We start from the raw sequence: 14,518 nt of genomic DNA on the forward strand, positions 1-14,518 counted from the left end.
CTGCCAGGAGACTGTGATTTATTATTGTATACGATGAACCGCTCTGATTATTCGGAATATTGGGGCTTCGTCACGCGATCAGGGACCGATTCGTCGAAGACATCCTGACCTGGATAATCCCGTACTTCCCCTTCATGAAGCTCATGGTTCTCATAGTCAAACCGATGTGCGGATCGCTGATCCACTCGCCACGGCGTACTTTTTCCAAGTGATTCTGACAGTAACGATGAGCCGTAAGGTCCTTCCGGAAACTCCTCCAGTGCGAGATCATTCCGCTGCGACTCCACCGTTGACAGATCGGTATATTCGCGCCGTTCTTCGTGCAAAAATTTGTCCTTCATCGTTCGTCCCTCCATATCCGCCTTGAGGTATCCAAAGCACGTCTATTTTGAGCGAAAAGCTTACCATTTATGCATCATCCCTGGAAAACACTGCGTTTCATGCCTTGATTCATAGAATAAATCTGCGCTTTGCTCTCTCGTCATCACTTACGTATCGATATAAACAAAACAAATACAATAAGTCCAATACAGCAGATGATCGTATCCCTTTTGGACCATACCAACAGGGTAGAACGTACGCCAAGCATGGGATTTTCCCGCACTTTCCGCATCTCCATAGCAATCGTCATATCTTCGGCTCGCTGCAATAACGACATGAATAAGGGGATAACCATTGGTCCGATGTCCCGGACCCGAACCGTATTGGGTTTCAGGGCAGCTTTACCACGTGATCGAACAATTAGGGAGAAGCGCTGCCACTCGCTCCAGATCATCGGGATAAACCGGAAGATCAATGAAACGGCAAGTGCAAACGAAGCAACAGGCAGCCTGATTTTTTTACCTATGCCCAGCACCCAGTTTAGCCCTTCTACCATTCGGCCATACGGCGTGGTTAGCGAAAACCAGAGACTCGCCAAAGTAACGATAAACAAACGATACACATTCAGGAGTGTTGCCTCCGCCTGTAGCAAGGAAAAACCGAAGCGTAGACTCCCTGCCTCTGTATTAAGCGTGGTCCCGGATAACGCTGTAGATATGATGAAGAACAGCAATAAGGGCTTCATTAACTTCACGCAGCCTGCTAGAGTCTGACGGGGCAATATACTTAGCGCCAAAACGACTGGTACCAGTGTGAGGGATAACCCAATCCAGCGGTGCTGCAGCATTGCTGCCGTTACGAGCAGAATATACAGCAGCCATTTCAGACGCGGGTCCATGTTACGGTAGAGGTCATTGGGTGGAACCGCCTCTTGAGCTTCAATGGTACGCTCCATTCTTGCCGACTCTTGCTGGCTCGCTTCACTTGTCTCTTGCACACTTGTCTGCCTCACCTGCTGGTGAAGCTTATCCGACGCAGTAAATGAGGACTGAGCAATACTTGCAGCCATCTCCTCTGGCGTTAATGCCGTGGGCAATTCCATACCAGCTGCTCTGAACTGCTGGGCAAGTCGCATGGAAGGCGGCAACCCGATCTCCGCCTCCTCCAGCAGCTCAGGCTGCATATGAAGTTCTCTCGGTGTAAGATCCGCAATCAACTGCCCTTCTCGCAGCAAAAGAACACGATCCGCAATTGGCAAAAATGTATCGAGGTCGTGCGTGGCCACAATGGCTCCCTTACCTGCCTCCCGGTGCCGTTTAAGCACATCAAGCAGAAGCAAAACGCTCTGCGCTTCCAATCCGGCGCTCGGTTCATCAAGCAGCAGCCACTCAGGCTTCGTGGCCGTCCCGAGTGCGAGGCCGAGTCTTCTTCGTTCACCCCCGCTAAGCGCAAAAGGAGATCGATCCGGATTGAAGCGCTGCTTCATCTCATCTGGATCCGTTGGCGGATCCCATTGGATAAGCGACTTGGTCATCTGGCGTTTCTTTTGTTCATCTGATAGTGGGTACGGGCGAAGCGAGTACGAGAATTCCCTTTGAATGCTTCGGGCAAACAGCTGCTGCTCGGGAAACTGGAACACCAATCCCATCTGCAGCAAAATAGACCGAGGTACCTTGCCATTTTGCCAGAAGGGTTCACCGTTCAATGCAATGTGACCAGCACTTGGTGGTTTGAGACCTGCTATGGTCTGTAATAAAGTGGTTTTACCCGATCCTGTGCAGCCTAATAACAGGGTTATTTCACCGCTGTTAAACTGGATGGAAAGGTCCTGCAAAAGTGCCCTCGTTCCGGATTCAGGTGCTTCTACGGTTAAGTGATCCAGTCCAATATTCATCGGGCGACCTCCTTCACCAGTTGTTCTGGACGGAGTGGTGTGGCGTTATGATCCAGATAACCTTGCTGTTTGAGAAGGAGAGCTGTTTTTACTGTAAAGGGTGGGTCCAGTCTCAGTTGCTCACAGGGTGTACGTCCATCAGCCATGGTTGCCGGGGGAGTCCCGACCGTACTTCCATAGAAAAATGATGATGGTACCCCATCATATATACATTGTCCTTGTTCCATAGCCATAATTCGATTGCTTAAAGTCGCTTCTTCCAAGTGATGTGTAATCCAGACAACTGCAGTTCCTTGCCGGACGACAGATTCCACAATGGATTCAATCCGCTCTCTCGCTCCCGGATCCAGCATGGCTGTAGGTTCATCCAGAACGAGAACATCAGGCTTCGAGGCCAAGGCTACCGCAATATTGAGCAGCTGCTTTTGGCCGCCAGACAGACGAGATATAGCTGTGTCCGGGGAATATGGAAGGCCAACCATATGTAAAGCGTCTTCTCTACGCCGTAATTGTTCCTCTACGGAATCAACGAACGGCGATAGACTGAAATGAAATTCTTCCTCAATCGTATCTCCAAGCACCTGCGCATCAGGCTGCTGAAGCACTCCGCGAACGGCAAGCTCAGGAGCGGCCTGTCTTGTTCCGCCTGATAGTTGTGTGAAGCCGATCAGCACTGCGGCCAGTGTACTTTTCCCGCTGCCATTGGCTCCCACAATACTAATCCATTCCCCGGGATTTACGTTCAGGGAAACACCATCGACCGCTTTGCGAACTTGGCCGGATTCGGCCGCATAATGAACCCGTGCTTGTTCCAGTTTAATTAAAGGTATAACGTCCTGCATCGAAATTTGGTCCTTTCCCTTTTGCTTCTTTTGTGGTACGATCCAAATCGTTAACCACCGTTTCCTGTTTTGGTTAACAATAAGATTACCAAAATCGAAAGGATTGTTCAATCATGAAGTTATCTTTGCGGGGTATTGTATTCAGTGCACTCATGGCAGCTATACTTGTTCTTTTTGGTTACATAAGTATTCCCATCGGTTTCTCACCCGTCCCTATTACGCTGCAGACGCTTGCCGTCATGCTTGCAGGAGGTTTACTTGGCCCGTTATACGGTTTTCTGAGTATTGCTCTGGTCGTTATTTTGACTGCTCTGGGTTTTCCGCTTCTGCACGGGGCCGGCGGCCTCGCCGTACTCCTCGGTCCTACCGGCGGATACGTCATCATGTGGCCTTTCGCCGCCCTGCTCATTGGATTGCTGCTGGCTCGAATCAAGCTGAGAGGAATCGGCGGTTATGTACTGGCATTTGTCGTGTTTGAACTGTTCGGATCGCTGCTGATCTATGTTTCGGGCGTACCTTGGCTGGCTTATGCCTATAAAATGTCTCTTCCGGAAGCGATGATTCAAGGTTTCTATCCTTACATTATCGGAGATCTGATCAAAGCAATCTTTGCTGCGATCATTATCGCGCCAGTTCGTATGGTATTTCCACCGCAGCGACTGACAGGTAATCTGAATTCGACCATTGTGAAGGCTGAATCCTAAGGAACACATAATATAAAAAGTTGTTCAAGTTAAAAAGTATTTTCTTCGTGCATGTAGGTACTTACATCCGCGCAGGACACGACTTTTTGAATTCAATCAGGAACGTAGCTAATGAATTGAATCATGAAGGTGATTCTTGCTCCCCAGTTCTAACGACCAGTTAGCGAATCTGCTTAAACCCATTCAATTCAAGACCAATATAAAATGAAAGGGCAGCGCCAACGGCGCTGCCTTTTTTAGGAATATACACGGACTTCAATCAGCTCGGCACAGGAAGCCCCATTTGTCTCCTCAATAATGATTCGTAAATTCCTTGTTGGCACAAAGTGCTTCAACGCAATACGGTTCGTACGCCTGCGATTGTCCTTAACGGATTCTACCAGAACCCATTTGCCTTCCACCTCTGCCTCGATCCGGTACGCTTTTACGAGCTCCGGAATGATCTCGAACGGAGTCCGGTGATGATGCAAATTAATGAGATCTTCATTCACATCATCATTCCACGTCAGAAGAATCTCACGGATGGACACCCCATGCTCCCATTCCAGCTCCACCCAGGCTTCCCCGTTCTCGTTCTCATTCAGAGGAAGAGACATCCAGGAATGAGGACCGCCATAAGGGCGTTTATAGCCATCGATTACTTTTTCCGGCAGATAGGCATCCGTCGTTCCTGTCATTTTAAAACAAAATGGCTTGCGGTTCAGCGCCTTCATGCTCCAGGCAACAACGGGCTGAGACTCATCGTGATCCTCAAGGGAAGCGACCGCGTGCGGGGCAGCACCCTTCTCAAAGGCCAACACACCCGTTACTTGCTGACTGGATTGATAGAGTCTAATTCTGTCATTCTGCTTGATAACAACAAATGCATTCTGCGAATGGGCAGGCTCCCATTGGATGCTGACATGAACCCATTGCTCTTCACCCTTAGCTACACGAATGGTCGCTTGGGTAATCTGTTTTGCTGGAACGTAGTTCTCTTCCCGCCCTGTATCCCAGAGTTCTACTTGCAGCTCTGTGTCTTCCTCTGCCGATATCAGTAACTCCATCCCCTGAAGCGAAGGATCAACGGGAAAAAGAATTCCGATATCTCTCTCCAAACGATAGGACGCTGCCGGTTGATCAATAGCAATGGTCTTACTCGTTGTTGAAGCAGTGACTACAGCCTTTGGAGCAAGGTCCTGCCTGTCTTCATTTCGCAATCCGATGACCGATGCATCCTGTCGCAGCAGGGTCTGCTGCAATTCCTCCAGATGCTGGTTATGGATCAATTGTGGCGATACCCCTTTCGCTGCACAGAGCGCAGCAGCCGTTCCTGCTGCTTCACCCATCACTGCACAGGTAGCCATAACTCTTGTCGTACCGAAGGCCACATGTGAAGCACTTACATTTCTTCCCGCAAAGAGCAGGTTCGACACATTCGCTGAGTACAGTGAACGATAAGGAATATGATAGATGCCGTCGGCATGCATATGCTTGGAACCGCTGGCTTCGGCGTACATGCCCTGCGGTGGATGCAGATCAATGGACCAGCCGCCAAATGCAATCCGGTCGGCAAATGGCTCCTGAGCAAGAATATCATTTTGGTTGAGTACATAATCTCCCACAAAACGTCTATATTCCCTTTTCCCCGGAATGGAACCCACCCACTCCAGTGTCATCGTTTCTGCATCAAACTGCCCTGAATTTTTAATATAATCCCAAATGCCATAAATGACCGACCAGAGCTCATCCCGAATCCGTTCATTCTCGTGAACCGTGTCCAGCTCCCCACCCCATTCGATCCACCAATAGTGACAGCCCGAATCACCACTGCGAATGACACGTTTGATTGGAATGGGCGTTTCCTCAATGTTTTTGGCAAAGGACGGAGGCACGAAACGAACAGGTCTACCGGCATCCTGTGTGTAAAATAGCAGCGTACTTCCCAGCGTTATCTGATCAGCCGTCTCAGGCGCCCACTCTTCTCCATATTCATGTGCCGCCTCCCGGCCCAGACGATAGCGAGCTCCTGCCAGAAATCCGACTAAGCCGTCTCCTGAACAATCAAGAAAAACCGGACTTTCAAAGCGAATGCGTCGTTCCGATCCCATCATCCACCCCGTCACCGATCGAATCTGGCGGTCTTCCTCCGTTCCTTCTGCTTCCACCTCGTGTACATCCGTATTCAGAAACAGGCTGATCCGCTCTTCTGCTCGAACGGCTTCCATAAGAACCAGGTCCCATAAATAGGGATTGCCTTCCGGATTGCGGTACTGATTCTCCAGAAACAGCTCGCCCATGATGCCCGTCTCCCGGGCATACCGATTCGTTCCGTGTGCTGTTGCTCCGCAAACCCACACTCTTACTTCACTGCTTGAATTACCGCCAAGCACCGGCCGGTTATTAATTAGGGACACCGTACTTCCCAGTCTCGCGGCTGCGATGGCAGCACAGATGCCCGAGAGCCCTGCCCCGACAATCGTTATGTCACTGGTAATCTGTTCCGTTTTCATGTTCATCACCCTTTCACGGCAGAGTTGGTCAACCCCTGAATGATGTAACGCTGCCCTATAGCAAATACAATGATCATGGGAATAATCCCCGCTGAAGCAGCAGCCATCATGCCATTATAATCCACCGTATTTTCCAATATGAAATTTTGCAATCCCAGAGGTACCGTGTACAGATTCTCGTCGATCAGAAACACAAGTGCATTCTCATAGTCGTTCCACTGCCAGGAAAAGTCTATAATGGCCAGTGTCGCAAGCGCCGGCTTGGCAAGCGGAAGAATCAGACGAAAGAATATGCGGAAGTGTCCCGCCCCATCAATAAAGGCTGACTCCGATATTTCATTCGGAATGGACAGGAAGAATTGACGCAGCATGAACACGCCGAAAATCGTGAACAAACCAGGCAGAATCAATGCCAGATGTGTATTATAGATTCCCGCCCACTCAAACATGATGAACTTCGGAACGAAAAGTACTTGCGGCGGAATCATCATCATCGACAGATAGAGCAGAAACAGCGTATTTCGACCTTTGAAATCAATCCGGGCGAATCCGTATGCGGCAAAAGCGGAAAGAAATGTCGCCCCTACCATGCCGATGATGGATATCTTGAGTGAATTCAAATAATACGTTCCGAAGCTTTTGGCGCCGGACCATACCTTTTGATGATGCTCCCAGGTCAGATTGGATGGAATCCATTCAATCGGATACTTAAATACTTCAGCAGGTGTCTTCAGCGAGGTGCTGATCATCCATAGAAAAGGAATAATCATGACTACAGCCAGCGCCAACATGATTATGGTGATGAACAAACTGCTTGGTTGCAGGATGGATAGGCGTTTTTTGATTTCCATTTCTTCGGTCTCCCCTCATCATTTAATAATGGACCCAGCGTTTTTGCCCTACCCACTGAAGAACAGTAATCAGCAGAATAATGGCGAACAGTGCCCAGGAGACCGTAGCGGCGTATCCCATATCGTAATAACGGAACGCATTCTGGTATACATACAGAGACAGGATGGTTGTACTATTACCAGGTCCCCCCTGCGTCGTGGCCTGGATAATTCCGAACGTTTTGATGGCCATGATCAGTCCGGTAATCAGCAGCAGAAATGTGGTCGGACTGACCAGAGGCCATATGATTCTGCGCAAAATCTGAAGCGGTCTGGCTCCATCGATCTTGGCTGCTTCCAGCAGCTCTGATGACACTTCCTGTAAAGCAGCAAGGTAAATGATCATATTGTAGCCCAGCATAAACCAGATCCAGATGATATCGATGGCGTACATGGAAGAGGTTGTCGTGGAAAGCCATCCCGGCGGGTTATCTACGCCAATACTGCGCAAGAAACCGTTGATCGGGCCCTGATTTGGCTGAAACAGCAGCATCCAGACAAATGCCACGGCCACTCCGCTCGTAATATAAGGCATAAAATACAACCCGCGCAGCAGCTTTTTCAGATAGATCTTTTGATTCAGGATAACGGCTACTATAAAACCAAGCACGATTGAGACAGGCACAGCGAGCAAAAATATCAGGGTATTACGCAAGGATAGAAAGAACAGTGGATCTTTCATCAGTCGCTTGATATTGTCCAAACCTATAAACGTCATATCCGGGTTCATAAATTTGTAATCCGTGAACATGAGACCAAAAGAGTAGATGGCCGGGATCAGGAAAAAAAGCAGAACGCCCAGCATGTTTGGACCGACAAAAATATATCCCAGCATGCGTTGTCTTTTCATCCAGTTGTTATGCATTGTTTTTCGCCTCGTTTCTTCCAGGGATAACCCAAGTCTACCAACCCGGCAATGTTCCCATAAGTAACAAATCCACCTTGTTCATAAAACAGAATGATGCAAATAATGCTTTGCCACAGGCGGTCCAATCCTTCAAAAACATCAATTTGTTCTATGCTGCGAATGCCTATCCATCTGCTGTCAAGACAAAGAGACTGCCACCATAAATCTGGGGCAGTCTCCATATATCAACCCTTTTGTTGCAAAAAATAATGTTGCTTTTTTTTATTTGGCCGTCTTGAGATAATCATTATGTCTGGAGACCATTGCGGAGATCGTTGTATCCAGATCCTGTACGCCCAGAAAATACTTTTCGTACTCCTGCGCTCGCAAATCCATCACTTCCTGAGGCACAGTTCGGACATAGGTTGGCGTTTGATAATCAAACATGACATACATGAGTGACTCCAGATCATACGTATCTTTTTTATCCCCAAGCATGCTCTCCAGCGCCTTATCCTGATCTGCATCCTTGGAAGCCGGGAATCGTCCTCCCTCAGCCATTGGGGCCATGCCACCATCCGCATACCACTTCAGAAATTCCCAGGCTGCCTCCTGATGTTTCGACTTGGCATTAATGGAGATGTAATCTCCCAGTCCACCACGCATAACATAACCTTCCTTATCTTCAGACAAGCGTGGTACCGGTGCAAAGGCGATGGTGAAATCCCGCGGGTAATCGGTAAAATTGTTCGAGCTGCGGAGAAGCCATGCGCCAATGTTAAGCATAGGGACTTCCCCGCTCAGAAACATCTGCTCCACAGGCATTTTCGACGTCAGCTGCTCACCAAGCGGCGGCGTTGTCTTATCCTCAGCCATCATGGCATTCAGGGTTTCCAACCACTTTCTCACCATGGGATGATCCAGGTTGGATGTTCCGTCTGCCTTGGTGTACCCTTCCTGTGACAGGACGGAATCCATCGAATCAACGAACGGTTCAGTGTTTTGAATGAACCCATGTCCACTATCCTTTTTTAGCTTTTTCGCATATTCTCTCATCTCATCCCAGGTCCAGTCCTTCGGAACAGGCAGATTGGCCGCATCGAGTGCTTCCTTGTTAAGTGCCACGAAGTAAGTGCTCTTCGTAGTAGGGACACCATAATACTTTCCGTCAATTTTCCAGCCCTCCGCATCAGGACCCATTTTCTCGTCGATGTTGTAGTCGGTGAAGGAACTCAGATCAGCCGCAGCACCGGATGCGACCCTCTTGGCCGTATGGGAAATCGTATAGTTCACAAATAAATCCACATCCTGACCTGTCATGATGGCGGTATCCAATTTAAGATTGCCTTCGTCATCATTCACATAACGCACATATTCAATCTGTGTTTCGGGATGCTCCTTGTTCCACACATCGATGACTGTCTGCGGCCCCGCTTCAGGCGGCACGCCTCCCCACATTTTCAATTTGACTGTATCACCCGAATTGCCAGACGCACTGGTCTGAGCATTGGAACCTGAATCATTGGAACAACCTGCGATCATGCCCACAACAAGGACAAGTGATACCATTCGTGCTACCAAGCCTTTTTTTCTCACCAAGAGACGACCCCCTCGTAAATTCTGGATTGAAGTTTGCAACTTAAGGATAGCAAATGAGTGAGAATGGTCGTAAGTAACAGAATCATGATTGCCATGGAACAGAAATACACATTTGAAACCGTTATCATCCCTCAATCAAGTCATTTTGTTCTATTTCTGATGACGATACTGACTCGGGGTTGTACCCGTCATACGTTTGAAGATTTTGATAAAATAATTATCGTTCATAAAACCGACCTGGTGGCCAATCTGGTTCACAGGCCAATCGGTATCCGTCAGGTATTCGATCGCTTTGTTAATGCGTGTTCGATGCAAATAATGAATCAGCGTCTCCCCGGTCTTCTTTTTAAACAGGGCACTCACATAGTTTTCCCCCATCATGACATAACGTGCGAGGAACTTCAGTGTAATATCCTGATCATAATGCTGTTCAATGTATTGGATGATCTTATTCACTTCCGGATGTGTGATTTTCTCCTTGGTCGCTGTGGACGCAGGACGAATGGCGCGTTCTGGTTGCACTTGCACCCCGTTATTCGATAATTCCTTGCTCACCTTAACAAGGGTCTCCCGCAAGTCCTTCACACTCATCGACAACTTCAGAATGTAATTGGAAGCTCCGTATTCCATCGCCTGCCGCATGGATTCAAAATCACCCATACATGTCAGCATGACAAATTTGGATTGGATGCCAGCCTTCCTTGTTTCCTGAAGTAGCATTAATCCGTCCATCTGCGGCATGACAATGTCACACAGAACAAGATCCGGAGGATCCTGCTTAATCATTGGTAACGCTTCCAATCCATTGCTTGCTTCTCCTGCTAGCGTGAACCCCATGTCCTCCCAACGAATGATCTCCTTCACGGACTCCCGGACGAATGTCTCATCTTCCACCAGTAATACTTTCCACATCGTAGTCCCTCCATTCCGTTAATCCTCGTCATTCTTGTTGTCCAGGTTTTGGTTCGCATATGGTTCGGACAACAAAACAGGCAGATGAATCCGGCACAATGTGCCTTGTTCCAACGAGATCACCTCGAGCTCACCTTTGTCCTTGAACAGAAGTCTTAGTCGCTCCCTGATATTCTGCAGCCCAATACTCGGTCTCTGACGACCCTGCTCCCTGTTATTCTTCGAATGATCCATCCCTACCCCGTTATCCTCAACCTCCAGCGTCAACCGATCAGGCACAGCTGCATTTCTAAACATCCGGATCTGGATCCGCCCTCCCTCTGTCATATTGCCAATCCCGTGGCGAATCGCATTGTCAATCAAGGGCTGCAGACTGAGCTTGGGAACCAGGGCATACAGCAGCTCTTCGTCATAACTGAACTCTATGTCAAACACATTTCCATATCTGACTTGCTGGATATACAGAAAAGCTCGCGTCAGATCCATTTCATCGCGAAGGAGAATGAGATCCACATCTGAATTAAGACTGGTTTCCAGCAGTTTACCGAGTGATAGGCATATTTCCACCGTTTCTTCATTCCCGTTCCGCAGTCCAATCCATTTCAGTGTATTGAGCGTATTCAGCAGAAAATGTGGATTCATCTGAGCCAGAAGCATCTGAAAATGCACGGCATCCTTCTGCCTTTCTTCGGCACGAAGCTGTTGAACCAGTCGGTTCATGTCTACCATCATCGTATTGAAGGTCCGTGTAAGATCCAGCACCTCTCCCTTGTGATTCTCCTCTGGCAGCCGAATGCGGAGATCCTTGCCAACCGCTTCTTTCATCTTGACCTGTAGACGGGACAATGGCCTTGTAAATGTATAAGCAATCATGAAAGCAATAGCAATAAAAAGAGCCGTAATGGCATAAAACGTTGCGAAATAATGCTTCTTGAGGCTTTCAATCTCACCAAACAACAATTGTAAGGGAATGCGGTTTATCATATACCAGTCCAGTGAAGGCAGATAACTATAGTTAATGAGTGACTCACTGGATTTGTCAGTCCAGTATCCATTACTCGGCTCTCGGGAAACCTCCCGAATAACTTCACCGGACAGCTTAGATTCGGAGTTGGAACGAGCAATCACTTCACCCTGGCGCGTCATGATAAAGTAGAGCTGGTCACTCTCGGACTTCTGCAATACAGACTGAAACCAGTAAGAGAAATCAATGCTGATTCTTGCCAGTCCGTATGTATTGTTATTCCGGTCACGCAGTTTGGCGTACAAGGATAACAGGGTTGGGCTCCTGGTCACATCACGAGATACGTAATTCTCATCATTCGATGTCCACACATATGAGGTTCCGCTGTCCTGAAGGGCCAAAAAGGAACGATCCGAGGCAACAGTTTCATAATCTAGCGGGACCTTGGGCTGATATGAGGTGTAGATATTCCCGTCTTCATCGAGCAGTGTAAAATAAACGGATGGATTGTAGAGAAAAAAGCTGTTATTCAAACCCTTGAATTTGTCCTCCATACGCTCCTTGTTATCCAGGACGTTGTGCTCGCCAGGGTTTTGCAGAATACGGCGAACCTCGGAATCCTGTTCCAGGAAGATCAAGGTTTTGAAAGCGATACTGAGCTGATCTTCCAGCGACTGGTGGAGGTTATCCAGCTGTTCGTGACTCTGTTCACTGATCTTCTGCTGCACGAGCGATTCAATTTTTTCGTAATTGTACAGATTGAGAATGCTGAATGGAAGCAGAATGACAAGCGCGAACCCTGCAAACAAACGGTATTTGAGCTTGTGGGGGATCATCCATCCCAGCCACTTCCGCATATGAACCGACTCCTTTTGCTGCCCTCTGGTGAACTTATTATATCACCCTGTTCATGCAGCTGGTGGCTGATTTTGCTAACGATATCTTCATTTTAAAGAAGGCTGCACTCCAGTCATAGAAACATATTTCTCATTGCATAGAACATATCTACACATTAATGCCCACTTCTCTTCGAAAACTCATGCTTTCATATACGAAAAGTTTAATCATCCTATTATCGTGAAACGGATCGCTAATTTACAACTGATTTCTGTTCCAATTATGAGGGTATTCGCTTCTTCTATTCTATGTTATATTAACATCTACGAAAACGCTTTCAATACAAATTCTGGAGGTGATCCTTCCTTTGTAAATCCTGTCTGGACTGTTTTATAACTGAGCTTTTCTCCATCTGAGCAAGCCTAATTCATCAGTTCAACTATTCCAAGAATGAAGGAGACACTGTTAATGAAGAAAAATCGTAAACATGTTCTATCCCTCACACTGGTCACCGCACTGATTCTGTCTCTGTTCTCTTCTGCCATGGCCTCTGCAGCTCCTGATCACAAAGGTAAACCTAGTAAACCTGCTGCGCCAACCAAAATCCAGTCCTACGTCAGCGCCATGGAACCAGGCTGGAATCTGGGTAATTCGCTCGACGCTGTGGGCGAAGATGAGACGGCCTGGGGTAACCCGCGGATTACCAAGGAACTGATCAAGCAGATTGCGAAGCAAGGTTATAAGAGCATTCGCATTCCTGTGACCTGGGAAGCCCACATCGGCGACGCACCCAACTACACCATTGATCCCGCGTATATGAACCGTGTACAGGAAGTTGTGGACTGGGCACTCGATGCCAATCTCTATGTCATGCTTAATATTCACCATGATTCCTGGCGATGGGTCAGTTACATGGAGAAGGATCATGACCCTGTGCTGGCACGCTATAATTCCGTATGGACCCAGATTGCGAACCAATTCAAAAATGCTCCTTCCAAGCTGATGTTCGAAAGTATTAACGAGCCCCGTTTCACAGAAGGTGGAACAACGGATGCCGCAGTCGGGTACCGTATGCTCGATGAGCTTAATACTTCTTTTCATCAAATTGTAAGGTCTTCTGGCGGAAACAACAAGACACGTCCACTCGTACTCCCGACGATGCATACCTCATCCGCACAAGCTGATCTGGATGCATTAAATGAGACGATCACGAAATTAAATGATCCTAACATTATTGCTACAGTTCACTATTATGGCTTCTGGCCATTTAGTGTGAACATCGCTGGTTTTACCAAGTTTAATGAAGAGGTACAAAAAGACATCACCGATACATTCGATCGTGTATACAACGCTTTTGTAGCCAAAGGCATTCCTGTTATTGTTGGTGAATATGGCTTGCTGGGCTTCGATCAGCATACGGGTGTCATCGAACAGGGTGAGAAGCTGAAATTCTTCGAATTCGTGGGACAGTATCTGCGTCAAAAGAAGATGACCACCATGCTGTGGGATAACGGGCAGCATTTCAGTCGTACAAACTATACTTGGTCTGACCCTGATCTCTATAACACGATGAAAGCGAGCTGGAAAGGTCGTTCGTCCACAGCCGAATCCGATCTGGTCCATCTCAAAAAAGGAGCGGCCGTTCAAGATCAAACGATCCGATTGAATCTGAATGGAAACACCTTCAAGTCTCTCGCTAACGGTAACAAGAAACTGTCTAAAGGCAAGGATTACACGATTAAGGATGACGTGCTGACCCTTAAATCCAGTCTGTTAAGCAAACTGACCGCTTCCGGCAATCTTGGTGTCAATGCGAAGCTTACAGCGAAATTCAATAAAGGCGCCGACTGGCACCTGAATATCATTACGTATGATACACCTGTGCTGAGCGATGTTACAGGAACTACCGATTCTTTTGCAATTCCAACCACATTTAACGGAAACCAGCTGGCCACGATGGAAGCGACTTATGCCACCGGAGGTAACGCAGGTCCGCAAAACTGGACATCCTTCAAGGAGTTCTCTTACACCTTTAGCCCGGATTATAGCCGTAATATCATTGAATTGAAACCAAACTTCTTCAACGAAACGAATGATGGTGAGGTTATTCTCAAGTTCCACTTCTGGAGTGGCGAGGTGCTCACCTACAAAATTACGAAGAACGGCACGAGTGTCGTTGGTCAAACGTCTTAATTCACACATGCGAACGTTCTGTT

Annotated in this window: 11 protein-coding genes; 2 read left to right on the plus strand and 9 right to left on the minus strand. The window is 47.8% G+C overall.

Annotated elements, in window-relative coordinates:
• Window positions 1-47: 47 nt before the first annotated feature.
• From GUA98_RS00335 to GUA98_RS00345, 3 genes are all read right to left on the minus strand, one after another.
• Window positions 48-341, minus strand: a complete 294-nt coding sequence (locus GUA98_RS00335; protein WP_153978260.1) for a hypothetical protein — start codon at window positions 339-341, stop codon at window positions 48-50.
• A 143-nt stretch (window positions 342-484) separates the two neighbouring features.
• Complete coding sequence (locus tag GUA98_RS00340) at window positions 485-2,215, minus strand: ATP-binding cassette domain-containing protein (protein ID WP_153978259.1); 1,731 nt, start codon at window positions 2,213-2,215, stop codon at window positions 485-487.
• Window positions 2,212-3,057: an energy-coupling factor ABC transporter ATP-binding protein gene (locus tag GUA98_RS00345; RefSeq protein ID WP_153978258.1), complete on the minus strand. Its 846-nt coding sequence runs from the start codon at window positions 3,055-3,057 to the stop codon at window positions 2,212-2,214. The genes GUA98_RS00340 and GUA98_RS00345 overlap by 4 nt, the downstream gene beginning before the upstream one ends.
• Window positions 3,058-3,170: 113 nt before the next feature.
• Between GUA98_RS00345 and GUA98_RS00350 the strand changes: the two genes are divergently transcribed.
• Window positions 3,171-3,761 (plus strand): biotin transporter BioY, encoded by a 591-nt coding sequence (locus tag GUA98_RS00350; RefSeq protein WP_153978257.1) that lies wholly within the window; start codon window positions 3,171-3,173, stop codon window positions 3,759-3,761.
• 236 nt (window positions 3,762-3,997) lie between these two features.
• On the opposite strand, the gene GUA98_RS00355 is transcribed toward GUA98_RS00350, so the two are convergent.
• The 6 genes from GUA98_RS00355 to GUA98_RS00385 form a co-directional block, all read right to left on the minus strand.
• Window positions 3,998-6,253: an FAD-dependent oxidoreductase gene (locus GUA98_RS00355; RefSeq protein ID WP_153978256.1), complete on the minus strand. Its 2,256-nt coding sequence runs from the start codon at window positions 6,251-6,253 to the stop codon at window positions 3,998-4,000.
• A gap of 5 nt (window positions 6,254-6,258) precedes the next feature.
• Window positions 6,259-7,104 carry a carbohydrate ABC transporter permease gene (locus GUA98_RS00360; protein WP_153978255.1) on the minus strand — a complete coding sequence of 282 codons (846 nt, stop codon included), beginning with the start codon at window positions 7,102-7,104 and terminating at the stop codon, window positions 6,259-6,261.
• Window positions 7,105-7,126: 22 nt separating this feature from the next.
• Window positions 7,127-8,008, minus strand: coding sequence for a carbohydrate ABC transporter permease (locus GUA98_RS00365; protein ID WP_153978254.1), 882 nt, complete (start codon window positions 8,006-8,008; stop codon window positions 7,127-7,129).
• 264 nt (window positions 8,009-8,272) lie between these two features.
• Window positions 8,273-9,586, minus strand: coding sequence for an ABC transporter substrate-binding protein (locus tag GUA98_RS00375; RefSeq protein ID WP_321573818.1), 1,314 nt, complete (start codon window positions 9,584-9,586; stop codon window positions 8,273-8,275).
• A gap of 153 nt (window positions 9,587-9,739) precedes the next feature.
• Complete coding sequence (locus GUA98_RS00380; protein ID WP_153978253.1) at window positions 9,740-10,501, minus strand: response regulator; 762 nt, start codon at window positions 10,499-10,501, stop codon at window positions 9,740-9,742.
• Window positions 10,502-10,519: 18 nt separating this feature from the next.
• Window positions 10,520-12,322: a sensor histidine kinase gene (locus GUA98_RS00385; RefSeq protein ID WP_153978252.1), complete on the minus strand. Its 1,803-nt coding sequence runs from the start codon at window positions 12,320-12,322 to the stop codon at window positions 10,520-10,522.
• Window positions 12,323-12,770: 448 nt separating this feature from the next.
• Here GUA98_RS00385 and GUA98_RS00390 point away from each other — a divergent pair, with 448 nt between their 5' ends.
• Window positions 12,771-14,495, plus strand: coding sequence for a cellulase family glycosylhydrolase (locus GUA98_RS00390; RefSeq protein ID WP_193721713.1), 1,725 nt, complete (start codon window positions 12,771-12,773; stop codon window positions 14,493-14,495).
• Window positions 14,496-14,518: the final 23 nt, after the last annotated feature.

The organism is Paenibacillus sp. P13VS (assembly GCF_015143645.1).
Classification (GTDB): Bacteria; Bacillota; Bacilli; order Paenibacillales; family Paenibacillaceae; genus Paenibacillus; species Paenibacillus xylanilyticus_A.